The sequence below is a fragment of the Kitasatospora sp. NPDC051853 genome, from assembly GCF_044452665.1.
GTDB lineage: Bacteria > Actinomycetota > Actinomycetes > Streptomycetales > Streptomycetaceae > Kitasatospora.
This window is the reverse complement of the sequence record NZ_JBITBY010000002.1, coordinates 713,657-736,715: the sequence shown is the minus strand read 5'-3', so window position 1 is coordinate 736,715 and position 23,059 is coordinate 713,657. Positions and strand designations below refer to the sequence as shown.

The window sequence follows — 23,059 nt, the reverse complement described above, 5'->3', positions numbered from 1 at the left end:
GAAACAGGGGACGGGCAGGCTGGTCCGCATGACGACGACCTCCACCACCGGCCCGGCCGCCGTCCGGGTGCTGCACGCCGCCCGCCGCCCGGCCCTGGTGCTGGTGGCCCACGGCTCCCGCGACCCGGGCACGCTGGCCGAGATCCACCGGCTGGCCGCCCTGCTCCGCGCCCGCCGCCCCGAACTCGACGTCCGGCTCGCCCACCTGGGCCTCAACGCGCCGCTGCTGCCCGAGGTGCTGGACGGGCTGCGCGGCCCGGCCGCCCTGGTGCCGCTGCTGCTCAGCCGGGGCTACCACGTCAAGGTGGACCTGCCCGCGCTGCTGGCGGCCGCACCGCAGGTGGCCGGCGTGGTGACGGCTCCGCTGGGGCCCGGCGGCCGGCTCACGGAGATCCTCGACACCCGCCTGGCCGAGGCCGGTTGGGGCCCGCACGGCGACGCGGTGGTGCTCGCCTCGGCCGGCTCCCGCGACCCGGACGCGGCCACCGACACCGAGGCCCAGGCCGCTCTGCTCGCCGCCCGCCTCGGTGTCCCCGTCCGGGTCGGCACCGTCGCGGCGGGCGGCCCGAGCGTGACCGAGGCCGTCGCCCGCCTCACCGCCGAGGGTCACCGCCGGATCGCCGTCGCCTCCTACTTCACCGCCCCGGGCGACTTCGCCCGCCTGGCGGCCGCCGCGGCCCCCTGGATCGTCTCGGCCCCCCTGGGCGCCCACCCGGCCGTGGCGGACCTGGTGCTGGCCCGCTACCAGTCGGCGGTCCGCGCGGCGGTGGTGGCGCGGTAGGGAGCGCGGCCGAGGAGTACCTGCGGCACGGGACGGGGGCGGCCGTCGTGGGGCGTCGTGGGGTGACGTTCGTCCGGCGTGCGGTGCGCGTTCGTGTGTGGTGCTGATGGAATGTCGGCTGTCCGGCGTACGGTACTTCCATATGGACGACACCGCGTACGACCCCGCAGCCGAAGCCCGTTGGGTGCCCGAGCCGGACAAGCGGCCGGGCCGGACGGCGTTCCAGCGTGACCGGGCGCGGGTGCTGCACTCGGCAGCCCTGCGCCGTCTGGCCGGGACCACCCAGGTGGTGGCCCCGATGCGCAGTGACTTCCCGCGGACCAGGCTCACGCACTCGCTCGAATGCGCCCAGGTGGGGCGGGAGTTGGGCGCGGCCCTGGGGTGCGACCCGGATCTGGTGGAGACGGGCTGCCTGGCCCACGACATCGGGCACCCGCCGTTCGGCCACACCGGCGAGGAGGCGCTCGACCAGGCCGCCCGCAGCTGCGGCGGCTTCGAGGGGAACGCGCAGTCGCTCCGCATCCTGACCCGCCTGGAGCCCAAGCGCTTCGCCCCGCCCGGCGATCCGGCCACCGCGCTGTCCCCCCGCCCGGGCCAGGGCGTCGGCCTCAACCTCACCCGGGCCGCGCTGGACGCCGCCACCAAGTACCCCTGGCCGCACGGCGCCCACCCCACCGACCCGGCCTCCACCAAGTTCGGCGTCTACGCCGACGACCTGCCGGTCTTCCGCTGGCTGCGCACCGGTGCGCCCGAGCTGCGCAAGTGCTTCGAGGCCACCGTGATGGACTGGTCCGACGACGTGGCGTACTCCACCCACGACGTGGAGGACGGCATCCAGGCCGGGCACGTCGACCCGGCCGCGCTGCGCTCCGCCGAGGAGCGGTCCGAGCTGTTCAAGATCGCCGACCGCTACGCCGAGGCGGAGCCCGAGGAGTTCGGCGCCGCGCTGGACAGGCTGCAGGGCGAGGAGTGGTGGCCGCGGGGCTACGACGGTTCGGCCCGTGCCCGGGCCGGGCTCAAGGACCTCACCAGCCAGCTGATCGGCCGCTTCTGCCTCGCCGCCGAGCAGGCCACCCGGGCCCGCTACGGGCCGGGCCGGCTCACCCGCTACGCCGCCGAGCTGGTGGTGCCGCAGGAGGTGCGGGTCGAGGTCGCGGTGCTCAAGGCCGTCGCCGTCCGGTACGTGATGCAGCGCGACGAGCAGGCCCAGCTCCGCGCCCGCCAGCGGATCGTGATCGCCGAGCTGGCCGACATGCTGGCCCGCACCGCCCCGTACGGCCTGGACCCGGTCTTCGCCGCCCTGTACCGGGAGGCCGAGGACGACCGGGCCGCCCTGCGCGCGGTGATCGACCAGATCGCCACCCTCACCGACGCCTCCGCCCTCGCCCTGCATTCCCGCTTGATCGAGTCGAAGGCGACGTAGACTTCCGGGGTGGCAGGCCGGATCAAGGATGAAGACGTACAGCGGGTGCGCGACGCGCTGCCCATCGACGCGGTGGTCAATGACTACGTCCAGCTGACCAACGGGGGCGGCAGTCAGCTCAAGGGCGTCTGCCCGTTCCACGACGAGAAGTCCGCCTCCTTCTACGTCCATCCCGGCAAGGGCGTGTTCCACTGCTTCGGCTGCGGCGAGAGCGGCGACACGATCACCTTCCTGATGAAGATCGAGCACTTCTCGTTCGCCGAGGCCGTCGAGCGGATGGCCGCCCAGGCCGGGATCACCCTGCGGTACGAGGAGGGCGGCTACTCGCCCCGCCAGCAGCAGGGCGAGCGGACCCGCCTGGTCGAGGCGCACAAGGTGGCGGCCGCCTGGTACCAGGAGCAGCTGGAGTCGGCGGAGGCCGAGATCGCCCGCCGCTTCCTGGCCGAGCGCGGCTTCGACGCCGAGGCGGCCAAGCACTTCGGGGTCGGCTACGCCCCGGCGGGCTGGGAGCACCTGGTCCGCTACCTGCGCGGCAAGGGCTTCTCCGACAAGGAGATCCTGCTCGGCGGCCTGGCCTCGCAGGGCCAGCGCGGCGGCCTGATCGACCGCTTCCGGGGCCGGCTGGTCTGGCCGATCCGGGACAGCGGCGGCGAGGTGATCGGCTTCGGCGCCCGGCGGCTGCGCGAGGACGACAACGGGCCGAAGTACCTGAACACCCCCGAGACGCCGATCTACAAGAAGTCCCACGTGCTCTACGGCCTCGACCTGGCGAAGAAGGAGATCGCCAAGTCCGGCCGGGCGGTGGTGGTCGAGGGCTACACCGACGTGATGGCCTGTCACCTGGCGGGCGTCACCTCGGCGGTGGCCACCTGCGGCACCGCCTTCGCCGAGGACCACATCAAGATCATCCGTCGGCTGCTGATGGACACCTCCACCTACCGCGGCGAGACGGTCTTCACCTTCGATGGCGACGCCGCCGGGCAGAAGGCCGCGCTGCGGGCCTTCGAGGACGACCAGAAGTTCGCCGCCCGCACCTCGATCGCCATCACCCCGGGCGGCATGGACCCGTGCGAACTCCGGCTGGCCAAGGGCGACGAGGCGGTCCGCGAGCTGATCGACAACCCGGTGCCGCTCTTCGAGTTCGCGCTCCGCTCGGCCGTCGACCGCCACCGGGTGGACACCCCCGAGGGCCGGGCCGCGGCGCTGGAGGAGGCCTCGGCGATCATCGTCAAGATCAAGGACCGCTCGATCCAGCACGAGTACGCCGTCCGGCTGGCCGGCCTGCTGGGCATCCTGGACGAGCAGTTCGTGGTCCGGCGGATCTCCCAACTCGCCCGCTGGCAGCGGGAGAACCAGCAGAACGGGAACCGCCAGCTGCGCCGCCCCGCCGGCCCGGCCGCCCCCGTCCCCGCCCAGGCCGCCCGCCCCGTCCACCGCCTGGACCCGCGCGACCCGGCCCAGTTCGTCGAGCGCGAGCTGCTCAAGCTGGCCCTCCAGCACCCCGACCTGGTCAGCCCCGCCTTCGACAACTACGGCGACGACGAGTTCCCCACCCCGCCCTACACCGCCGTCCGGCAGGCCGTCCGGGCAGCCGGTGGCGCGGCCTACGGGGCCGCCCTGCCGGACTTCACCTCGGCCGTCCGGGACGCCTGCCCCGACGACCAAGTGCGCTCCCTGGTCACCGAGTTGACGGTGGAGCCGATCCGCACCCGGCGGGCCGCCGACGCCATCTACGCGGGGGAGTTCCTGGTCAAGCTCCGCCTCCAGGCGGTGGACCGCCGGATCACCGAGGTCCGCGGCCACCTCCAGCGGCTCGACCGGCGCGGCACCCCCGAGGAGCTCAACGCCGTGCAGAGCGAGCTGTTCGCCCTGCAGCAGTACAAGGAGCGGCTGAAGACCCTCGGGGCGGCCGGGCTCTGAGCGGGCGCGCCGACGGTGGCGTGACCTGAGTCACAGTCGCCCGAATCCCCGGGTGCCGACCTGGGTATCCCAACCCTTGTGGCACGGCCTCCCCCACGGCCGTGCACCGCCGAGGGAGGATGCCCGTGGAGCTCTCCGCCGTGCAAACCGCCGTCGAACCGGCGGAGTCGGAGCTGGAAGCGCAGCCGGGCCCAGGCCCGCACCCAGGCCCGCACCCAGGTTCGGACCCGGACCCGGAGGAGGCTCCGGCGGTGGACGAGGCCGCCGGGCCCGCCGCCGACCTGCTGCGGCAGTACCTGCGCGAGATCGGCCGGATCCGGCTGCTCACCGCCGTCGAGGAGGTCGAGCTGGCCCGCCAGATCGAGGCCGGGCTCTTCGCCGAACAGGCCCTCCAGCAGGGCGGGTTGGACGAGCGGCTGACCGTCGAGCTGACCGTCCTGGTCCGGCTCGGCCGCCGCGCCAAGCGCCGCCTGATCGAGGCCAACCTCCGCCTGGTGGTCTCCGTCGCCAAGCGGTACGTCGGCCGGGGCCTCACCCTGCTCGACCTGGTCCAGGAGGGGAACCTCGGGCTGATCCGCGCGGTGGAGAAGTTCGACTACGCGCGCGGCTACAAGTTCTCCACCTACGCGACCTGGTGGATCCGGCAGGCGATGAGCCGGGCACTGGCCGACCAGGCCCGCACCATCCGGGTGCCGGTGCACGTGGTCGAGCTGATCAACCGGGTGATCCGGGTGCAGCGCACCATGCTCCAGGAGCGCGGCACCGAGCCCAGCGCGGCCGAGGTCGGCGCGGCGCTGGAGCTGACCGAGGCCCGGGTGCTGGAGATCCTGCGCCTCGCCCAGGAGCCGGTCTCGCTGCACACCCCCGTCGGCGACGAGGACGAGGTCGCCCTCGGCGACCTGATCGAGGACGCCGACGCCGCCTCGCCCGTCGAGACCGCCGCCTTCCTCCTGCTGCGCCGGCACCTCGGCGCCGTGCTGGACACCCTCGGCGAGCGCGAACGCCAGGTCGTCCAGCTCCGCTACGGCCTGGACGACGGCCACCCCCGCACCCTGGAGGAGATCGGCCACCTCTTCGGCGTCACCCGCGAACGCATCCGCCAGATCGAGGCCAAGACCCTCACCCGGCTGCGCGCCCACGCCTTCACCGCCCAGCTCCGCGCCTACCTGGACTGAGCCTTACCCCGGAGGTAATCGCGCGGGTCGGTGGCCGCCGCCCAGAATGACGGCAACGCCGCACCGGCCCGGTGCCGGCACCGAGGCAGGGAGGCCGCCATGTCGTCAACGTCCGTTCCCGGCACCCGGTCCGTGGTCGAGGAGCTGCTCCGCCGGATCGGCGCGGGCGACCCCGAGCGGATCGCCGAGCTGTACGCGGAGCGCGGCGACTGGCGGCTCTCCTGGCCCGCCGCCGAGCACGGCCGCCCCGCCACCCCGTGGATCCGGCACCGCGCCACCCGGTCCGAAGCGGCCGACCACTTCCGGGAGTTGGCCGCCCACCACGTCCCGGAGGCGGACGGCACCACCGTCGAGCGCGTCCTGGTCGACGGCCCGGACGCCGTGGTCCTCGGCGAGATCCGCCAGACCGCCCGCCCCACCGGCCGCCCCTACCGGGCCCGGTTCGCCCTCCACCTCACCGTGGAGGCGGGCCTGATCACCCGTCACCACGTCTACGAGGACAGCCTCGCGGTGGCCACCGCCTTCGCCCCGCGGCTGGTCTAGGCCTTCTGCTCCTCCGTCAGCTCCGGGTGGATCTGGTCGCGGACGGTGCGGTACTGCTGGCGGACGGCGTCCCCGATGGCGAGGTCGTGCTCCTGGTCGGCGACCAGGGTGACGGCGTCGGGGAGCTCCCACTCCGGGGGCTCGGGGGTCCCGGCCAGGGCCCAGGCGGCCTGGCGGGCGGCGCCCCGGGCGGCGTGGTCACCGGCGGCCGGTATCACCACGGGCAGGCCGAAGAGCAGCGGAGCGATCTCCTTGACGGCGGGGAGCCGGCCGACCGCGCCGAGCAGGAAGACCCGGCGCAGCTGCACGCCGTGCCCGCGCAGCACGTCCAGGGCGTCGGCGACGTTGCAGAGCATGCCCTCGACGGCCGCCCGGGCCAGGTGCTGCGGGGCCATCGACTCGGCCCGCAGGCCGGTCAGGGTGCCGGCCGCGGCGGGGAGCTTCGGGGTGCGCTCGCCGTCCAGGTAGGGGAGGAGCACCAGGCCGTAGGAGCCGGCGGTGGAGCGCAGGGCCAGCTCGCTGAGGCCGGTGAGGTCGGTGCCGAGCAGGCCGGCGGTGGAGCGGAGCACCTGGGCCGCGTTCAGGGTGCCGACCATCGGCAGGTGGCGGCCGGTGGCGTCGGCGAAGGAGGAGACCGCGCCGGTGACGTCCACCACGGCCTGGTCGTGCACCGCGAAGATGGTCCCGTTGCCGCCGAGCGAGACCACCGCGTCGCCGGGCTGGAGGCCGAGGCCGAGCGCGGCGGCCATGTTGTCGCCGGTGCCGGCCGAGATCAGCAGGCCCTCGGGGGTGTGCCCGGCGGGCTCGGCCGGGCCCAACACGTCCGGCACGCGCAGCTGGTGACCGAGCGCCAGCTCGATCAGGTCCTGCCGGTACTCGCCGCTGACGGGGGACCAGTAGCCGGTGCCGGAGGCGTCGCCCCGGTCGGTGGTGCGGCGCTTGGGGTGGCCGAGCAGCTGCCAGACCAGCCAGTCGTGCGGCAGCAGCACCTCGGCGATCCGCTTGGCCGAGGCCGGCTCGTGCTCGGCCAGCCAGCGCAGCTTGGCCACCGTGTAGGTCGGCGCCGGCACCGAGCCGATCGCCCGCACCCAGGCCTCGGGGCCGCCGAGCGCGTCGATCAGCTGCGCGGCGGCCCCGGCGGACCGGGGGTCGTTCCAGAGCAGTGCGGGCCGCACCAGCACGCCGCCCGCGTCCAGCCCGATCAGGCCGTGCTGCTGGGCGGAGACGCCGATCGCCCGGACGCCCTCCAGCAGGCCGCCGGTGGCCGCCTCGCCGAGCGAGTGCAGCCAGAGCTGGGGGTCGATCTCGGTGGCCCGGGGGTCACCACCCTCGGGGGTCGGGTGCGGCGCCTTGCCGTCGCGCAGCACGGCGCCGGTCTCGGCGTCGCACGCGACGATCCGGGTGCGAGTGGTGGAGCTGTCGATGCCCGCGACGATGGCCATGTCGAGATCATGCCCCAGCCCGGTGGCCTTGCACCGCCGCCCGCCCGAAGTGTTGCCCGTTCGGCACGGGGAGCGGACTGTTCCGGGACCGCCTGTGGTGTCCCCGGCGCTCTTGGTGCTCCTGGTGTCCCCGGTGCTCCTGATGCGGACGGCGGTCCCGGTGCGGCCGGTGCGGCCGGTGTAGCCGGGCTCTCAGGGGCGGTAGGTGCCCCAGCTGTCGTCCTGCCCGGCCGAGCGGCTGCCGCTCAGGTACGGCACCCGGTCGGTGATGGCGTTCGGCAGGTGGTCGCCGACCCGGCCGGCGACGGCACCCGCGGCCTTCCCGGCCACCGCTCCGGCCTGCTGCCGGGCCTTGCCCGCCACGTCCTGCACCTTCGGGTTCTGCGCGACCTGCCGGGCCGCTCCCGCGAGCTGCTCGTACCGCTCCCGGCCGGCCTTCGAACCGAGGACGTAACCGACCCCGACTCCCACCACGAACGTCAGCTTCCACATGACCGGTCTCCACCCTTCCTTGCGGACCCTGCCGCGTTGCCCTACCCGCCCCGCCCCGCGGCGAACCGTGGGACCAGCATCCCCGCAGGCCCCCGCCCCCGCCCACCGGGCACGCCGAACGGAGGGCGATCCGGGGGTCCGGGCACCTGCCCGGGGAAAGCGATTGGCGGACCACCCCCCTGAGTGCGCTAATGTATGACCCGCAGCCGACGCCGCGGGCCGGAAGATCCTTCCGGAGCGAGGCGGAAGCTCGGTCCCCCATAGCTCAATTGGCAGAGCAGCCGACTGTTAATCGGCAGGTTATTGGTTCGAGTCCAATTGGGGGAGCCCGGAAGGGCCGTCAGGCCGTTCCGCACCCAACAGCAGTCCCCCATAGCTCAATTGGCAGAGCAGCCGACTGTTAATCGGCAGGTTATTGGTTCGAGTCCAATTGGGGGAGCTTCACCCGTGGTTCGGGTGAGATGCGCAGAGCGAGGGCCCTTCGGACATCCGAGGGGCCTTCGTGTTTCCCCGCCCCGGCCTCCGGAGGCACCGGCCGCTGTGAGGCTCGCCTCAGGCCGAGGTGGCCCGTCGGTAGAGCTCGGACACCCGGTGGTCGAAGGTGATGCTGTACGAGGTCCGCTCGGTGGCCCCGCCCTCCTGGTAGCCGCCGACCACGCCGACCACCTCGCCGGCCTCGGTCAGCCAGGGGCTGCCGCTGGTGCCGTCGGTGTAGCCGTGGCAGTCGAAGCTCTCCTGGGTCGGGCTCTGCTCGCCGGTCCGGTTGGTGCAGGTGATCGGCTCCTCGGCGCCGACCGGGTAGCCGGTGACGGTGACCGCGAGCCCGAAGCCCCGGTCGGTGCCGAGCGGGAAGCCGCCGAGCACGTCCTCGATCCGCCGCCCGTCCACCTCGCCGACGGTGAGGAAGGCCACGTCGTACTCCGGGTCGGCCTGCTCCGACCAGGCCGGGGCCAGCGTCACCTGCTCCACCGGCCAACTCCCGTGCGGAAGCTTCCCGTTGCGGTAGCCGGGGGCGAACACCAGGTCGTCCCGGCGGCCGAGGAGCGGGCTCTCCACGCAGTGCGCGGCCGTCACCAGCAGGCTCCGGGACGGGCTGCTCACCACGCTGGCCGTGCAGCCCCGGGCGCCGTCCGGGCCGCCGACGAACAGGGTGCCGATCCGGTCCGCCGCCGCGCCCGCCGGTGCGGTGCGGGCCGACGGGGTGCTGTCGCCCCCGGCCGGTGCGGCCGCCCCCGGGACGCAGGCGGTGGCCAGCGCGGCGAGGGCCAGGGCGGCCGTGAGGAGCGTCACGCGCCCGGCGGCGGGCTCCGGGGCGGGTGCCGCTGCGGGTGCGGGTGCCGGTGCCGGTGCGGGAGTCCTGGCGGACCGCCGTGCGCATGCGCGTGCGCGTGCCATCGAAGTCCGTCCTCGGCCGTCGGGCGATCCACGGGGGTCGTGAAGATCGACTCCTGCCAGGTCTACCAGCCCGGCCCGCCGCCGCGCCAGCCCCGTCCGGCGGTCCCCGCCGGGCCGCCGGGCCGCCGGGATCAGCCCGTCGCGCGGGCGTAGAGGGCCTGCACCCGGTCCCCGAAGTAGCTGCTGTACGAGGTGTCCGGAGTGTCCCCGCCCTCCTGGTAGCCGCCGATCACGCCGACCACCGTGCCCGTGCGGGTCTGCGGGTCGAAGTCGGTGACCCAGGGGCTGCCGCTGGTGCCGCCGGTGTAGTCCGGGCAGTCGATCCGCAGCTGGGTCGGGCTCTGCTGGGAGGTCTGGTTGGCGCAGGTGATCGGCACCTCGCCGCTGCTCGGGTAGCCGGTCACCTTGACCGGCAGCGCGTAGCCCCGGTTGATCCCCAACTTGTTGGCGCCGAGCACCTGTTGGACCTGCTGCCCGTTCTGCGGCAGCACCACCGCGAAGGCCACGTCCACGTCCGGGTCGGCGCTGTCCGCCCAGGCCTGGTCCACCGTGATCGAGGCCAGCTGCCAGACCCCGCTCGGGGTGTCGCCGTCCCGGTAGCCCGGCACGAAGACCAGGTCGCCGCGCCGGCCGACCTTGGGGTCGTAGACGCAGTGCGCGGCGGTCGCGATCAGGTTCAGCCCGGCGCTGTCCACCACGCTGGCGGTGCAGAAGTGGTCGCCGTCGGAGTTGTGCGTGAAGACCGCGCCGACCAGGGCGTTCAGCGGGGTCGGCTTGGCCGTCCTGGTGGTGCCGGCGTGCTTGGCGACGGCGGCCTTGATCCGGTCCTTCGACCAGCCGTGCGCGGCCGCCGCCGAACTCGCCTGAGCCGCCGTCAGCGGGCTGCGGCTCGCGCTCGCACCCGGGTCGCCGGGCGACGGACCCGTGCCGCCCGAGGTGCTCCCGCAGCCGGCCGTCACCAGCCCCAGCCCCAGTGCCACCACCCCGGCCACCCACGCGCCGCGCACCCGCCACCACCGCCCTCGGATCCCGGACCCCGGCCTCATCGACCACCGGCCTCCAGTCTTCGCGGGCGCCGCACCCCCGGCCAGGCCGGATCACCCGGACGGGGTCTCGCGCACCGGCACACCCGGATGCACCCCCGGCGAGCACCGCGCCGGAATGACCGGCTATGCTGCGGAGGACGGCCCTGACGGGCCGTCTGCTGCTGCCCCCGCCACTTCGGCCGACGGCACGGCGAACCGGGGCGGTAGCTCAGCCGGTTAGAGCAGGGGACTCATAATCCCTTGGTCGTGGGTTCGAGTCCCACCCGCCCCACTCTCACTCCTCCGCATTCCGAGGCCCGTGACCACACCGGAACCCTCGCGCGAGGCAGCCTCCGAGAACTCTAGGGCCAGCGCACCGCCTCCGAGCCCCACCCGGGCCGAAGTTCACCCGATCGGTAGCGGCCCGGCCCGCATGAACGGCCGTCAGCCCGGCCGGGCCGAAAACGCGTTGTCGGTGCCGGGGCCGCTGCGTACCGTTGCGGGCCAGCGACGTGTAGCTCAGCGAGACAGAGCACCGGACTCGGGATCCGGAGGGGGCGGGGGCGGGACCCGCCGCGTCGGCCATGGACAAGAACGCTGATCAGCAGCGCCCCACGGGCACCGTCACCGTCTCCACCGACTACGCGCACGGGCAACTGGCCCGGGCCTTCGTCACCGCGCTCTCCCACCCGGACGCCGCGACCCGCGAACGGGCCGAGGGCCGCCTCGACCGTTGGCGCGCCACGCTGGCCGGGATGAAGGACGGCAGCCTGCGGATCGGCAGCCGCACCCCGGTGGCCGGGCTGCCCGCCTGGGTCACGCCCGAGGTCGTGCACGGTGGCTTCGCCACCGGCCGGGCCGCCGCCGAGGGGCCGCTCCAGCCGTACGAGGCCGAGGCCTGCCGGGCGGCCGGCATCCCGGCGGACCGCGCCCGGCTGTTCGCGCACTCGCTCACCGAGACCGGCCTGACCCGGCTCTGGGAACTGCTGGACAGTGGCCGCTACCGGGTGACCGTGCCGGAGGAGGCCGGGCTGCTCACGGTGGCCTGGCTGGTCCGGGCCGGAGAGCAGGAGACCGCGCTCGAACTGACTGCCCTGCTGGCCCCGTTCGCGGACCGGCTGCGGTTCACCCCGCCGGTCGGCGACGCCCCGGGGGCCGCACCGGACTGCGTCCACCGGCGGACGGTGGCCGACGCCGTCGAGGCACTGGAGCGCCGTGGCCCCAACCGCGCGGTGGAGACCCAGCGCGAGGCGCTGACGGTCTGGCTGCCGTTCTCCGACGAACTGCTCTCGCACTGGCTGGAGGCCACCGGCCCCGACGGCGTCCTGCATGCCGATCCCGGCCCGGAGTGGCACGCGCGCGGGGCCGAACTCCTGCTCCGCTACCGGACCCTGGCCGCGACGCACCAGCTCTGCGGCAAGCACCGCAAGCCGGGCGGGAACCTCGGCATCCTCCGTATCTCCCTCGAACTGACCGTCTCCGGTGCGGAGTTGCCGACCCGTCAGGCCGGGCTGCTGCGGGTCGCCGTCCGGTCCATGGTGGAGCGCCGCGGCCTGCCGGGCTCCGAGCAGCACACCGAGCTGCGCCGGATCCAGGTCGGCCAGGCCGCGCTGCCCTCCCACCACCAGCTCGCCCGGCTGCTGGTGAGCCGGCTCCTCGCGCTGCCGCAGCAGGACGGCCTGGCCGATCCGGAGGCGCTGCTGGTCGAGGCGGCGGAGGGCGAGGCGGACGGGGTCCCGGCGGGCATCGCGGTGCCGGAGGTGCTGCGCAGGGTGGTGCTGGCCGCCACCAGCGCACCCGTGGAGACCCTGGTCGCGCGTGGCCTCGTGCCCTCGGCGGAGGTACTGGCCGAACTGGCACCGCAGTTGGCCGCCGCGGCCGAGGCCACCGCCTACCCGGACCACAGCCTCGGGAACCTGGCCGCCACGCACCACCGGGCGTTCGCCGGGCGGCGCTCCCTGCTGCTGCTCGACCACCAGCACCAGGTGCGGGCCGGTGAACTCCCCTGGGTCCGGGCGGTCGAACCGCACCGCACCGCGGGAGAGGGCGAGGCCGAACTCGCCACGCTGCGCCGCCTGGGCGCCCTGGCGGTCACCACCTTCCCGGGCACCATCCTGCCGAACCCGCTGGTGAGCGAACTGGCCGCACTCGCCCGGCGGGCCGCGCCGGGCACCCCGTTCGTGGAGGAGCTGGCCGCAGACATCTTCATGGGCACCTTCACCCCGAAGTTCCTGGAGGCCGCCAAGACCGCCGCCGGACTGCTCCGGGGCACCCTCTACGAGCGGTACTACGGCATCGACTACGCCGCCGTCCTCGCCCTGCCCGAGCAGGAGCGCGGCCACCGCCGCACCGTCGTCTCGGCCGGCTTCTCCCGCCTCTGCACCGACCGGGCGGGCAAGGACGCGCGCGGCGGCAGGTGGCCGGTGGCCGCCAACGGCACGGTGATCGAGCAGGCCCAGATCCTCACCACCCACAACCTCGCCACCCTGGCCGGCCCGCTGTCCGTCACCCCCGACGAGGACTGGGACGTACTGGCCTGGCGCGCCTACGACACCGCCCGGCAGCTGGTCGCCCTGGCCGAACGCCAACCGCGTCCGCTGGCCACCGTGAAGAACGCCGCCTTCGCCTGGCGCCAGCTGGTCTTCCACCTCTCCCTCTGCACCCCGCAGGCCCGCGACGCGGTGATCGAACGGATCACCGCCGACCACCCGCCCCGCCTCGCCCCGGCCGTGTCAGGCCTCGTCCTGACCGCCGCCGGCGGCCGCTTCGGCACGGACGGCACGGCGGAGCGAGGCCGTGCCCGACGGTTCCTCGGCTGGACCGTCGGCCCGCACTGGCTGCTCCGCGACTGAGCCCGTCGAGGGCCGCGTACGCTGGGCGGATGCTGCTGCCCGCCGACCTGCCGACCCCACTCCAGGTGCTGGACGACCCGGACTTCGCGCGGGCCGGGGTCGAGCTGCGGCTGAAGCGCGACGACCTGGCCCACCCGACCGTGCCCGGCAACAAGTGGCGCAAGCTCGCGCCGAACCTCGCGCACGCGGTGGAGGGCGGGGCACACGGGCTGCTGACCTACGGCGGGGCGTACTCCACCCACCTGCGGGCGGTGGCCGCGGCCGCGCGGGCGCTCGGGCTGGCGAGCATCGGGGTGGTGCGGGGCGAGGAGCTGGAACGGGCGCCGCGGAACTGGTCGTTGCGGGCGGCGGAGGCGGACGGGATGGAGCTGCGCTTCGTCTCCCGGGCCGACTACCGCCGCCTGCTGACCGAGCGTCAGGCCCCCGGGTCCGGCTGGCTGGTGCTGCCGGAGGGCGGCTCCAACGCGCTCGCGGTGCGGGGCGCCGCCGTGATCCCGGCGGAGCTGCCCGGCCTCGGCCCGGCCGACCTGGTGGTCTGCCCGGTCGGCACCGGCGGCACGCTCGCGGGCATCGCGGCGGGGCTCTCGGGCGGGGCCCGTGCGCTGGGCGTGGCCGCCCTGCGGGGTGAGGGCTACCTGGAGGACGAGGTCCGCACCCTCCATCAGGCCGCCTACGGGCGCCAGTTCGCCACCTGGTCGATCGACCACGCCCACCACCACGGTGGCTACGGCCGCGTCCCGCCCGAACTCGCCGCCTTTGCCGAGGAGTTCGCCCACCGCCACGGCCTGCGCCCCGAGCTCCGCTACGTCGCCAAGACCCTCCGTGCTGTCCACCACCTCGCAGTGGCAGGCGAGTTGACCCCCGGGACCCGGGTCACCGTGGTCGTCACCGGTCTGCCGGACCCGGAGTAGTGCCGAGCGGCGCCCGAACGCCGATTCCCTCGGCGTCAGCCCTGGTCACCGCTCCGTGGCGGATCCCAGTTCGCCTCGACGCGTGCCTTCTCCGCCTCGATCGACGCCCGGATCACCTCGTCGACCGACCGGTGCGAGATCTCGGCGAAGCCCTGGAGCCAGTCGGCCAGGTCGACGGGCAGGTGGAGGGTGATGCGTCGGGTGGCCGGCGGCTGCGGCATCTGGTGCTCCCTCGATGAGACGTGGTTCAGGGCGTGGGTGATGCCGGCCCGTCAGCCGCCGTCGCCGTAGGTGAGGTTGGAGCAGAGGTCGGCGTCGGCGGTGCGGGTGTTGTCGGTGATGCCGGACGGGATGCCGGTGGGGAGCGGGGAGGCCGAGGTCGAGGCGGACGGGGTCGCCGTGGAGGGGTCGGGGGCCTGGTCGCGGCCGAGGGTGAGGGTGAGGGTGTCCAGGGACGGGTCGGGGCGGATCTCGGCGTCGGGGTAGAGGGCGGCGAGGCGCTCGGCCTCGGCGAGGCTCACGGGGGTGGCGGGGTAGCCGATGACCGTGGTGCGGCGGGAGGTGGTGGGGGTGGGGCCGGTGGTGAGGGTGGTCCAGCCGGCGGCCTTGAGGGCGGCTTCGGCCTTGGTGGCGGTCTCGGGGGAGCGGCTGGCGTTGATGATCGTCAGCGGGGTGGAGACGGCCGGGGCGGTGGGGGTGGGGGAGGCGGACGGCGAGGCCGTGGGGGTGGAGCCGGTGGAGCGGCCGTCGAGGGTGTGGTCCTGGCGGAGGAGGTCGAAGAGGCGCTCGGTGTCGGGCTGGACCAGGGCGACCCGGTCTCCCTTGTACTCCCAGGGGACGGTGACGAACTCGATGTCGGAGAGCTTGATCTCGCGCAGCGACTGCGCGAAGTCGACCAGCTTCATCGGGGTGCCGAGGCCGGGGTCGACGGTGAGGGAGCGGCTGGCGGCGTCGGCCAGCGGGAGCAGGGTGGTGAGGTTGAAGCCCTGGTCCTGCACCTTCTTGATGAGGGAGGAGAGGAAGGCCTGCTGCCGCTTGATCCGGCCGATGTCGGAGCCGTCGCCGAAGCCGTGCCGGGCCCGGACGTAGTCGAGGGCGAGCTGGCCGGAGACGGTCTGGCGGCCCTTGGCCAGCTTTATGCCGTAGGAGTTGACCGCGTTCGGCACGCAGACGTCGACCCCGTTCACCGCCTGGGTCATCGCGGCGAAGCCCTTGAAGTCCACCACGATGGTGTGGTCGACCCGCAGGCCGGTGAGCGCCTCGACGGTGTTCTGGCTGCAGGCCGGGTTGCCCTTCTCCGAACCGCCCACGGTGAAGGCCGAGTTGAACATCTGGTTGGTGCGCTTGGTGGTCCACTTGCCGTCGGGGAGCAGGCACGGCGGGACGGTGACCAGGGTGTCGCGCGGTATGGAGACCGCGACGGCGTGCCGACGGTCGCCGTAGACGTGGAGCAGCATCGCGGTGTCGGAGTGGCCGACGCCCTCGTCGCCGCCGCCGAGGTCGCCGTTGCCGTCGTTGCGGGTGTCGGAGCCGAGCAGCAGGACGTTGACCGGGACGCCGCCGCCGACCTCGGCGGGGGTGGCGACCGGGGGCCGGCTGGTGGCGATGCCGGCCGCGTCGAAGGTGGTGATGTTCTCGTCCAGGCGCTGGTAGAACCAGGCACCGGTCCCCACCACTCCGAGCACCAGGACGCCCGCGGTGGCTCCGGCGACGCGGGCCAGGCGGGCGCGGCGGGAGCGGGGCGCCCGGGGAGCGCGGGCAGGGGCGGGCCGGGTCTGGGCGTCGGTCATGGTGGAGGAGGCGCTCTCTGCTGCGGCCGCTCGGCGGGGGAACCGTCGGGATGGTCGGTGGTCTCTCACCGGATAGACGGTCTGGCGAGGCGGTCGGTTACACCGAAAGCGCAATCTAACAAGGGTGTTTCGTGCAGGAGCAATCACCCCCCCTGCTCGGGAGGGGTGTCCGCGCTGGCCAGGGCGGGGCGGCCGGGCCGGCCGGGGGAACGGCCCTGGTGGGAGGCCCGGCCGGATCGCGGCGACCTGGTCAGGTCGGGCCCCGCCCCGCCCCGGCCGGGGCAGGGCCCGGAGCGGAGCCCGAACCCGGGTCAGGCCTGGTCGAGGCCCGCGTGCTTGAGCATCCGCCGGAGCAGGTCGCGCAGTTGGGTGCGCTCCTCCTCGTCCAGGGCGGCCAGCGGCTCCCGGGCGAAGTTGAGGGACTCGCGCAGTTCCTCGGTGGCGGCGTCGCCGGACTCGGTGGCGGCGACCAGCTTGACCCGGCGGTCCTGCGGGTCGGCCTCGCGGGTGACGAAGCCGCGGCCCTCCAGGCGGTCCACGATGCCGGTGATGTTGGACGGCTCGCAGCTGAGGGTCTGGGCGATGTGGCGCATCGGCATCGGGCCGCGTCGCAGCAGCGCGAGCACCTTGGCCTGGGCGCCGGTCAGCGAACGGGCGGCGGCGGCCTCCTCGTACTCGCGGTGGAAGACCGCGACCAGCCCGGCCATGAGGTCCACGACCTCGCGGGTGATCGCGTCGGCGGGCGGCGGAGTGCCGTGAGTGGGCTCGGTCATGCCTACAAGTCTAGCTGAACATTTGACAACATGAACCTTTCATGTCCACGATTGCTTTACCTACTCAACCTTTCAGTCTCCGAGGAGCAGCAGCATGGCAGAGCAGGCCGAGTCCACCGCCGCGCCCACCACCGTGCCCGCCACCGGCCGGGAGTGGCACCTGGTGTCCCGTCCGGACGGCTGGCCGGTGCCCTCCGACTTCGCGCTGGTCGAGGCGCCGGTCCGGGAGCCCGGCGAGGGCGAGATCCTGGTCCGCAACGCCTACCTCTCGGTCGACCCCTACATGCGCGGCCGGATGAACGACGTGAAGTCCTACGTCCCGCCGTTCCAGCTCGGCAAGGCCATGGACGGCGGCGCGGTCGGCCACGTGGTCGCCTCCAACGCCGAGGGCTTCGAGGTGGGCGACGCGGTGCTGCACGGGCTGGCCTGGCGCGAGTACGCGACCCTCGACGCCCGGCACGCGGTGAAGGTGGACGCGGAGCTCGCCCCGCTCTCCTACTACCTGGGCGCGCTCGGCATGCCGGGCATGACCGCGTACGCGGGCCTGCTGGAGGTGGCCTCGTTCAAGCCGGGCGACACCGTCTTCGTTTCCGGCGCGGCCGGCGCGGTCGGCTCGCTGGTCGGTCAGATCGCCCGGCTGAAGGGTGCGAAGCGGGTCATCGGTTCGGCCGGCTCGGACGCCAAGGTGGCCACCCTGCTGGACGGCTACGGCTTCGACGCCGCCTTCAACTACAAGGAGGCCCCGGTCCGCGAGCAGCTGGCCGCCGCCGCCCCGGACGGCATCGACGTGTACTTCGACAACGTCGGCGGCGACCACCTGGAGGCCGCGATCGGTGCGCTCAACCTGCACGGCCGGGTCACCCTGTGCGGCGCCATCGCCCAGTACAACGACACCTCCGCCCCGGCCGGGCCGCGCAATCTCGCGCTGGCGATCGGCAAGCGGCTGCGGCTCCAGGGCATGCTGGTGCGCGACCACGACTCGCTCCAGCCCCGCTTCCTGGCCGAGGTGGGCGGCTGGCTCAAGGAGGGCGTGCTCACGTACGACGAGACCGTGGTGGACGGCGTGGAGAACACCGTCGAGGCCTTCCTCGGTCTGCTGCGCGGTGACAACACCGGCAAGATGGTCGTCCGCCTGGAGCACTGAACCGACCCGTGCCGCACGGCAGTTGCGGACCACCCCCGAACCGCCCCCGACCCGCGCCAGGGTCGGGGGCGGTTCGGTCACGGGCGCGTCCCGGGCGGCGCACCACCGCCGGTCCGACGGACCGTCAACTGTCGCGGCCCCGGCGGCGCTACGGTGGTGGCTTCTTGGACAGGGCCGTTCGGGGGAGAGATCCGCACCGAGGGTAGACCTCGGTGCGGTTCGGGCTAGCATTGGGTTGAAAGCTGTCCGTTTTGCTCAACTTAATTACCTATATGTCGAATAAGGTGAGCACGGCGGGGGCAGTACGACCGAGACAGTTACGCATCAGACCAGAGCAGCGCAGACCGGCGACGGGCACGAGGTAGCTGGGGAAGGCGACCCTCGTCCACAGCCTGGAGGTCCCGGTGACGACACGTGGAGTCCTGTACGTCCACTCCGCGCCCCGCGCGCTGTGCCCGCACGTCGAGTGGGCGGTGTCGGGCGTGCTCGGGGTGCGGATCAGCCTCGACTGGATCCGCCAGCCCGCCGCGCCCGGCCACTGGCGGGCCGAGCTCTCTTGGCAGGGGGAGCCCGGCATCGCCTCGAAGCTGGCATCCGCCCTGCGCGGTTGGCAGTTGCTCCGCTACGAGGTCACCAGCGAGCCCTGCTCCACCGCCGAGGGCGAGCGCTACAGCTCCACCCCGGCGCTCGGCATCTTCCACGCCGTGACCGGCATCCACGGCGACATCCTGATCCCCGAGGACCGGCTGCGCGCCGTGCTGCTGCGGGCCAAGACCGAGGGCACCGACCTGGAGGCCGAGCTCGCCCGGCTCCTCGGCAAGCCCTGGGACGACGAGTTGGAGCCCTTCCGCTACGCGGGGGAGGGCGCTCCGGTCCGCTGGCTGCACCAGGTGGTCTGACGGGGAGTCGGCGGGCTCAATCCCACCACAGGGCCCAGTACGGTCCGGTGACCGTGCCCTCGCACTCCTGGTCCACGTCCGTGCAGTAGGCCTGGAGCTCCCGGGCCACCCGCAGTGCCGTGGTGCGGTCGGTCGGCGGACGGGCGACCTTGAGCTCCAGGGTGGAGCCGCCCGCGTAGTACACCTCGGCGCCGAAGCGGCGGTGCAGGTCGCGGAGCACCGCCGCGTGGTGCTCGGCCGGGATCGACCAGTCGTAGAAGTCGGTGAAGCCGGTCACCAAGGGGTCGAGCAGCACCGGGAGTTCGTGCCCGGCGGCGGCCGGTGCCAGGAGCAGCCAGAGCGGGCCGCCGGGGATCCGGCTGTACGGCGCCCGGTCCGCGGGCGGCCAGGGCAGTTCGTCCGGAAGGGCCCTGGACCTGGCCACGTACTCGTCCAGCAGTGCGGCCGCGTCCAGTGCGGCGGCGTGCTCCAGGCAGTGCCAGACCCGGTCCGGCGTGCCGTGCCCGCGCCGCCAGGTCCTCGGGCCGCCGTAGCAGAGGAAGGGGTACCAACCGGTCTCCGGGTGCAGCTCCAGCCAGTGCGACCAGGCCCGGTCGGCCTCCTGACGCTCCAGCCGCAGCCCGTACAGCGTCAGCCCGGCGTCCGTCACCACGGACTCCGCCTCGAGCGGGTGGAGCCAAGACGGTACGGCGACGGGTATCTCGATCATTCGTGCACCCTAGAACGCCGCAGGCCCGCCGCGCGAAGGGGATTCGCGCGGCGGGCCGTCAGGCTCGGGTTCAGACGGTGCGGAAGGCCAGCACCACGTTGTGGCCGCCGAAGCCGAAGGAGTTGTTCAGCGCGGCGATCCGGCCCTCGGGGAGGGTGCGGGGCTCGCCGCGGACGATGTCGGCGTCGATGTCGTCGTCGAGGTTGTCGACGTTGACGGTCGGCGGGGCCAGGCGGTGGTGCAGGGCCAGCACGGTGGCGACGGTCTCGATGCCGCCGGCGCCGCCGAGCAGGTGGCCGGTCATCGACTTGGTGGCGGAGATGGCCACGTGGTCGAGGTGCTCGCCGAGCTCCTTGCGGAGCGCCTTGATCTCGGCGGTGTCGCCCTGCGGGGTCGAGGTGGCGTGCGCGTTGACGTGCACGACCTCGGCCTTGTCCAGCTCGTTGTGCTCGAACAGGTCGGCGATGGCGCGGGCCACGCCGGCGCCGGTCGGCTCCGGCTGGGCGATGTGGTGGGCGTCCGAGGAGAGGCCCTGGCCGACCGCCTCGCAGTAGACCTTGGCGCCGCGGCGGGCGGCGTGCTCGGCCGACTCCAGCACGACCACGCCGGCGCCCTCGCCGAGCACGAAGCCGTCGCGGCCCTTGTCGTACGGGCGGGAGGCGTGCTGCGGGGCGTCGTTGTTCTTGGACATCGCCATCATGTTGGAGAAGGCGACGATCGGCAGCGGGTGGATCGCCGCCTCGGTGCCGCCGGCCACCACGACGTCGGCGCGGCCGCTGCGGATCATCTCGATCGCGTAGCCGATCGCCTCGGCGCCGGAGGCGCAGGCGGAGACGGGGGTGTGCACGCCGGCGCGGGCGCCGACCTCCAGGCCGACGTTGGCGGCCGGGGAGTTGGGCATCAGCATCGGCACGGTGTGCGGGGAGACCTTGCGGACGCCCTGCTGCTTGAGCACGTCGTACTGGTCGAGCAGGGTGGTGACGCCGCCGATGCCGGAGGCGATCACCGCGCCCAGGCGCTCGGGCGCGAGCTCCGAACCCTCGGCGGTGGCGGAGGAGGTGTAGCCGGCGTCGGCCCACGCCTCGCGGGCCGCGATCAGCGCGAACTGCGCCGAGCGGTCCAGCTTGCGGGCCAGCGGGCGGGGGAGCACCTCGCCCGGCTCGACCGCGGTGCGTGCGGCGATCCGGACCGGCAGCTCGGCGGCCCACTCCTCGGTCAGCGCGGCCACGCCGGAGCGGCCGGAGGTGAGGCCCTCCCAGAACGAGGCGGCGTCGCCGCCCAGCGGCGTGAAGGCGCCGATACCCGTGACGACCACGGTGCGGTTTTCAGCGGTCACTGGTTCTTCTTCTCTCACGTGTGGCAGGTGGCGGCGTTGCCGGGGGGTGGGGTGACCGGGCGGCCTGGGTGGGGACCCGGGCCGCCCGGGCGGTCAGCTGGCGCTGACGGACAATCAGGCGGCGTTGGCGAGGATGTAGTCCACCGCGTCGCCGACGGTCTTCAGGTTCTTGACCTCGTCGTCCGGGATCTTGACGTCGAAGCGCTCCTCGGCGGCCACGACGACCTCGACCATGGAGAGCGAGTCGACGTCCAGGTCGTCGGTGAAGGACTTGTCGAGCTCGACGTCCTCGGCCGGGATGCCCGCGATCTCGTTGACGATCTCGGCGAGACCGGACAGAACCTCGTCCTTGGTAGCCATACTGGCTGCTCCTCTTCGGTGTTGAACACGACCGCCCGGCGGGCCGTCGCACGATTTCTGATGGCGGGTCGGAAGACCGCGCCTAGGGGAGGGTAACGACTGCGGCGGCGTACACGAGACCCGCCCCGAAGCCGATGATCAGGGCGAGGTCGCCGCTGCGGGCCTCCCCGCTCTCCAGCATCCGCTCCATCGCCAGCGGGATGGAGGCGGCCGAGGTGTTGCCGGTCTCGGCGATGTCGCGGGCCACCGGGACGCTCTCGGGGAGCTTCAGCGCCTTGATCATCGCGTCGGTGATCCGCATGTTGGCCTGGTGCGGGATGAACGCGCCGAGCTGGTCGGCGGTGATCCCGGCGGCGTCCAGCGCCTGCTGGGCCACCTTGGCCATCTCCCAGACGGCCCAGCGGAAGACCGTCTGGCCCTCCATCCGCAGGGCGGGCCACTTGACCTCGTCACCGGCGCCGTTGACGGCGTCCTCCTTGGCGAAGGCGGTGTCCCAGGCCTGGGTCTGCGAGATGACGTCCTTCTGCGAGCCGTCCGCGCCCCAGATCACCTTGCCGATGCCGGGGGTCTCGGACGGGCCGACGATCGCGGCGCCCGCGCCGTCACCGAAGATGAAGGCGGTGGAACGGTCCGAGGTGTCGGTCAGGTCGCTGAGCCGCTCCACGCCGATCACCAGCACGTACTCGGCGCTGCCGCCGCGCACCATGCCGTCCGCCAGGCTCAGGCCGTAGCCGAAGCCCGCGCAGGCGGCCGAGATGTCGAAGGCCGGGGCGGTGCCGCAGCCCAGCCGCTCGGCGATCTCGGTGGCGATGGCCGGGGTCTGCTTGAGGTGCGAGACGGTGGCCACGATCACGCCGCCGATCTGCTCCGGGGCGATCCCGGCCATGGCGATCGCCTTGCCGGCCGCCTGCACCGACATCTCGGCGACGGTCTCCTCCGGGCCGGCCCAGCGGCGCTCGGTGATGCCGCTGCGGCTGCGGATCCACTCGTCCGAGGACTCGATCCAGTTGAGGACCTCGGCGTTGGGGATCACCCGGACGGGGCGGTAGCCGCCCACGCCGTGGATGCGGGAGTGCGCCGCGCCGGTGGCGGGACGGATCTGAGGGGTCGTCATGCGTCCAGCTCCTGCCCGCCGTGCTCCTCGACCAGCGCGCGCGCCTTGTCGAGGTCGGCCGGAGTCTTGAGGGCAAGCGTCGCGACACCCTTGACGTTGCGCTTGACCAGGTTGGTGAGGGTACCGGCCGGGGAGAGCTCGATGACGGCGGTGGCACCGAGCTGCTGCAGGGTCTCCATGCAGAGGTCCCAGCGGACCGGGTTGGACACCTGCGAGACCAGCCGGGCCAGCACCTCGGTGCCGTCCTGCACGACCTCGCCGTCCTTGTTGGACACGTACGCGACCGCCGGGGCGGCGGTGGTCAGGGTGGGGGCCAGCTTGGCCAGCCGCTCCACGCCCGGGGCCATGTGCTCGGTGTGGAAGGCGCCGGCCACCTTCAGCGCGATCACCCGGGAGCCGGCCGGCGGGTCGGCCTTGAGGGCCTCCAGCTGCTCCAGGGTGCCGGCCGCGACCAGCTGGCCGCCGCCGTTGTTGTTGGCCGCGGTCAGGCCGTGCTCGGCCAGCTTCGCGGCGACCACCTCGGCGTCGCCGCCGAGCAGCGCGGTCATGCCGGTCGGGGTCGCGGCGGCGGCCTCGGCCATCGCCAGGCTGCGCTCGCGGACGAAGACCAGCGCGTCCTCGGCGCTCAGCACGCCGGCCAGCGCGGCCGCGGTGATCTCGCCGACGCTGTGCCCGGCCACGGCGGAGAACGGGCCGCCGGTGACGGCGCCGAACAGCTCGGTGGCGGTGAGCAGGCCCGCGGCCACCAGCAGCGGCTGGGCCACGGCGGTGTCCTTGATCTCCTCCTCGGAGCCCTCGGTCCCGTAGCGGACCAGGTCGAGCCCGGCCACGTCGGACCAGGCCCGCAACCGGTCGGCGGCGCCGTCCAGTTCGAGCCAGGGGGTGAGGAATCCGGGGGTCTGGGCACCCTGCCCAGGGGCGACGATTACGAGCACGGTTCAACCCTCTCTCGCCAGGCACCCGGGGACGGGTAGG

Annotated in this window: 21 protein-coding genes and 4 tRNA genes; 13 read left to right on the top strand and 12 right to left on the bottom strand. The window is 73.8% G+C overall.

Annotated features, from left to right (window positions below):
• Positions 1-28: 28 nt before the first annotated feature.
• From ACIA8O_RS08040 to ACIA8O_RS08020, 5 genes are all read left to right on the top strand, one after another.
• Positions 29-781, top strand: coding sequence for a sirohydrochlorin chelatase (locus ACIA8O_RS08040; RefSeq protein WP_396292719.1), 753 nt, complete (start codon positions 29-31; stop codon positions 779-781).
• Positions 782-923: 142 nt separating this feature from the next.
• On the top strand, positions 924-2,204 hold the full coding sequence (locus ACIA8O_RS08035; protein ID WP_396292718.1) for a deoxyguanosinetriphosphate triphosphohydrolase: 1,281 nt from the start codon (positions 924-926) through the stop codon (positions 2,202-2,204).
• 9 nt (positions 2,205-2,213) lie between these two features.
• Positions 2,214-4,124 (top strand): DNA primase, encoded by a 1,911-nt coding sequence (dnaG, locus tag ACIA8O_RS08030; RefSeq protein WP_396292716.1) that lies wholly within the window; start codon positions 2,214-2,216, stop codon positions 4,122-4,124.
• 119 nt (positions 4,125-4,243) lie between these two features.
• Complete coding sequence (locus tag ACIA8O_RS08025; RefSeq protein ID WP_396292715.1) at positions 4,244-5,299, top strand: RNA polymerase sigma factor; 1,056 nt, start codon at positions 4,244-4,246, stop codon at positions 5,297-5,299.
• 99 nt (positions 5,300-5,398) lie between these two features.
• The gene (locus ACIA8O_RS08020; RefSeq protein ID WP_396292714.1) at positions 5,399-5,842 is read left to right on the top strand and encodes a nuclear transport factor 2 family protein; all 444 of its coding nucleotides are present in this window, start codon (positions 5,399-5,401) and stop codon (positions 5,840-5,842) included.
• Here the strand turns inward: ACIA8O_RS08020 and ACIA8O_RS08015 are convergent.
• Both ACIA8O_RS08015 and ACIA8O_RS08010 read right to left on the bottom strand, forming a co-directional pair.
• Positions 5,839-7,284 carry an FGGY family carbohydrate kinase gene (locus tag ACIA8O_RS08015; RefSeq protein ID WP_396292713.1) on the bottom strand — a complete coding sequence of 482 codons (1,446 nt, stop codon included), beginning with the start codon at positions 7,282-7,284 and terminating at the stop codon, positions 5,839-5,841. The genes ACIA8O_RS08020 and ACIA8O_RS08015 overlap by 4 nt on opposite strands.
• A 192-nt stretch (positions 7,285-7,476) precedes the next feature.
• The gene (locus ACIA8O_RS08010; protein WP_396292712.1) at positions 7,477-7,776 is read right to left on the bottom strand and encodes a hypothetical protein; all 300 of its coding nucleotides are present in this window, start codon (positions 7,774-7,776) and stop codon (positions 7,477-7,479) included.
• A gap of 254 nt (positions 7,777-8,030) precedes the next feature.
• Here ACIA8O_RS08010 and ACIA8O_RS08005 point away from each other — a divergent pair.
• Positions 8,031-8,103, top strand: a tRNA-Asn gene (locus tag ACIA8O_RS08005).
• A gap of 39 nt (positions 8,104-8,142) precedes the next feature.
• Positions 8,143-8,215 (top strand) — tRNA-Asn (locus ACIA8O_RS08000).
• A gap of 113 nt (positions 8,216-8,328) precedes the next feature.
• Here the strand turns inward: ACIA8O_RS08000 and ACIA8O_RS07995 are convergent.
• Positions 8,329-9,066 (bottom strand): trypsin-like serine peptidase, encoded by a 738-nt coding sequence (locus ACIA8O_RS07995; RefSeq protein ID WP_396292711.1) that lies wholly within the window; start codon positions 9,064-9,066, stop codon positions 8,329-8,331.
• Positions 9,067-9,302: 236 nt separating this feature from the next.
• Positions 9,303-10,178, bottom strand: coding sequence for a trypsin-like serine peptidase (locus ACIA8O_RS07990; protein ID WP_396292710.1), 876 nt, complete (start codon positions 10,176-10,178; stop codon positions 9,303-9,305).
• A 236-nt stretch (positions 10,179-10,414) separates the two neighbouring features.
• On the opposite strand from ACIA8O_RS07990, the gene ACIA8O_RS07985 reads away from it, so the two are divergent.
• From ACIA8O_RS07985 to ACIA8O_RS07970, 4 genes are all read left to right on the top strand, one after another.
• Positions 10,415-10,488: transfer RNA gene (locus tag ACIA8O_RS07985), tRNA-Ile, on the top strand.
• 216 nt (positions 10,489-10,704) lie between these two features.
• Positions 10,705-10,781, top strand: a tRNA-Pro gene (locus ACIA8O_RS07980).
• Complete coding sequence (locus ACIA8O_RS07975; protein WP_396292709.1) at positions 10,781-13,048, top strand: hypothetical protein; 2,268 nt, start codon at positions 10,781-10,783, stop codon at positions 13,046-13,048. Before ACIA8O_RS07980 ends, ACIA8O_RS07975 begins: the two co-directional genes overlap by 1 nt.
• A gap of 29 nt (positions 13,049-13,077) precedes the next feature.
• Positions 13,078-13,959: a 1-aminocyclopropane-1-carboxylate deaminase/D-cysteine desulfhydrase gene (locus tag ACIA8O_RS07970; RefSeq protein ID WP_396292708.1), complete on the top strand. Its 882-nt coding sequence runs from the start codon at positions 13,078-13,080 to the stop codon at positions 13,957-13,959.
• Between the two features lie 35 nt (positions 13,960-13,994).
• On the opposite strand, the gene ACIA8O_RS07965 is transcribed toward ACIA8O_RS07970, so the two are convergent.
• From ACIA8O_RS07965 to ACIA8O_RS07955, 3 genes are all read right to left on the bottom strand, one after another.
• Complete coding sequence (locus tag ACIA8O_RS07965; RefSeq protein ID WP_396292707.1) at positions 13,995-14,180, bottom strand: ribbon-helix-helix domain-containing protein; 186 nt, start codon at positions 14,178-14,180, stop codon at positions 13,995-13,997.
• 51 nt (positions 14,181-14,231) lie between these two features.
• Positions 14,232-15,749 (bottom strand): LCP family protein, encoded by a 1,518-nt coding sequence (locus tag ACIA8O_RS07960; protein WP_396292706.1) that lies wholly within the window; start codon positions 15,747-15,749, stop codon positions 14,232-14,234.
• A 311-nt stretch (positions 15,750-16,060) separates the two neighbouring features.
• Positions 16,061-16,522, bottom strand: a complete 462-nt coding sequence (locus ACIA8O_RS07955; protein WP_396292705.1) for a MarR family winged helix-turn-helix transcriptional regulator — start codon at positions 16,520-16,522, stop codon at positions 16,061-16,063.
• Between the two features lie 94 nt (positions 16,523-16,616).
• Between ACIA8O_RS07955 and ACIA8O_RS07950 the strand changes: the two genes are divergently transcribed.
• Positions 16,617-17,666, top strand: coding sequence for an NADP-dependent oxidoreductase (locus ACIA8O_RS07950; protein WP_396292704.1), 1,050 nt, complete (start codon positions 16,617-16,619; stop codon positions 17,664-17,666).
• 404 nt (positions 17,667-18,070) lie between these two features.
• On the top strand, positions 18,071-18,565 hold the full coding sequence (locus tag ACIA8O_RS07945) for a DUF3145 domain-containing protein (protein ID WP_396292703.1): 495 nt from the start codon (positions 18,071-18,073) through the stop codon (positions 18,563-18,565).
• Between the two features lie 16 nt (positions 18,566-18,581).
• Here ACIA8O_RS07945 and ACIA8O_RS07940 read toward each other — a convergent pair whose 3' ends face one another.
• The 5 genes from ACIA8O_RS07940 to ACIA8O_RS07920 form a co-directional block, all read right to left on the bottom strand.
• On the bottom strand, positions 18,582-19,274 hold the full coding sequence (locus ACIA8O_RS07940) for a DUF4253 domain-containing protein (RefSeq protein WP_396292702.1): 693 nt from the start codon (positions 19,272-19,274) through the stop codon (positions 18,582-18,584).
• A 70-nt stretch (positions 19,275-19,344) separates the two neighbouring features.
• Positions 19,345-20,610: a beta-ketoacyl-[acyl-carrier-protein] synthase family protein gene (locus ACIA8O_RS07935; protein WP_396292701.1), complete on the bottom strand. Its 1,266-nt coding sequence runs from the start codon at positions 20,608-20,610 to the stop codon at positions 19,345-19,347.
• 114 nt (positions 20,611-20,724) lie between these two features.
• Positions 20,725-20,970 carry an acyl carrier protein gene (locus ACIA8O_RS07930; RefSeq protein ID WP_345287758.1) on the bottom strand — a complete coding sequence of 82 codons (246 nt, stop codon included), beginning with the start codon at positions 20,968-20,970 and terminating at the stop codon, positions 20,725-20,727.
• A gap of 82 nt (positions 20,971-21,052) precedes the next feature.
• A complete protein-coding gene (locus ACIA8O_RS07925) occupies positions 21,053-22,084 on the bottom strand; it encodes a beta-ketoacyl-ACP synthase III (protein WP_396292700.1) in 1,032 nt (343 codons plus the stop codon).
• Positions 22,081-23,019 (bottom strand): ACP S-malonyltransferase, encoded by a 939-nt coding sequence (locus ACIA8O_RS07920; RefSeq protein WP_396292699.1) that lies wholly within the window; start codon positions 23,017-23,019, stop codon positions 22,081-22,083. The genes ACIA8O_RS07925 and ACIA8O_RS07920 overlap by 4 nt, the downstream gene beginning before the upstream one ends.
• Between the last annotated feature and the right edge of the window lie 40 nt (positions 23,020-23,059).

Coding starts and splice junctions, on each gene's coding strand:
- ACIA8O_RS08040 (WP_396292719.1), top strand. CDS start 29: ATGACGACGACCTCCACCACCGGCCCGGCCGCCGTCCGGGTGCTGCAC.
- ACIA8O_RS08035 (WP_396292718.1), top strand. CDS start 924: ATGGACGACACCGCGTACGACCCCGCAGCCGAAGCCCGTTGGGTGCCC.
- ACIA8O_RS08025 (WP_396292715.1), top strand. CDS start 4,244: ATGCCCGTGGAGCTCTCCGCCGTGCAAACCGCCGTCGAACCGGCGGAG.
- ACIA8O_RS08020 (WP_396292714.1), top strand. CDS start 5,399: ATGTCGTCAACGTCCGTTCCCGGCACCCGGTCCGTGGTCGAGGAGCTG.
- ACIA8O_RS08015 (WP_396292713.1), bottom strand. CDS start 7,284: ATGGCCATCGTCGCGGGCATCGACAGCTCCACCACTCGCACCCGGATC.
- ACIA8O_RS08010 (WP_396292712.1), bottom strand. CDS start 7,776: ATGTGGAAGCTGACGTTCGTGGTGGGAGTCGGGGTCGGTTACGTCCTC.
- ACIA8O_RS07975 (WP_396292709.1), top strand. CDS start 10,781: ATGGACAAGAACGCTGATCAGCAGCGCCCCACGGGCACCGTCACCGTC.
- ACIA8O_RS07970 (WP_396292708.1), top strand. CDS start 13,078: ATGCTGCTGCCCGCCGACCTGCCGACCCCACTCCAGGTGCTGGACGAC.
- ACIA8O_RS07965 (WP_396292707.1), bottom strand. CDS start 14,180: ATGCCGCAGCCGCCGGCCACCCGACGCATCACCCTCCACCTGCCCGTC.
- ACIA8O_RS07960 (WP_396292706.1), bottom strand. CDS start 15,749: ATGACCGACGCCCAGACCCGGCCCGCCCCTGCCCGCGCTCCCCGGGCG.
- ACIA8O_RS07955 (WP_396292705.1), bottom strand. CDS start 16,522: ATGACCGAGCCCACTCACGGCACTCCGCCGCCCGCCGACGCGATCACC.
- ACIA8O_RS07950 (WP_396292704.1), top strand. CDS start 16,617: ATGGCAGAGCAGGCCGAGTCCACCGCCGCGCCCACCACCGTGCCCGCC.
- ACIA8O_RS07940 (WP_396292702.1), bottom strand. CDS start 19,274: ATGATCGAGATACCCGTCGCCGTACCGTCTTGGCTCCACCCGCTCGAG.
- ACIA8O_RS07930 (WP_345287758.1), bottom strand. CDS start 20,970: ATGGCTACCAAGGACGAGGTTCTGTCCGGTCTCGCCGAGATCGTCAAC.
- ACIA8O_RS07925 (WP_396292700.1), bottom strand. CDS start 22,084: ATGACGACCCCTCAGATCCGTCCCGCCACCGGCGCGGCGCACTCCCGC.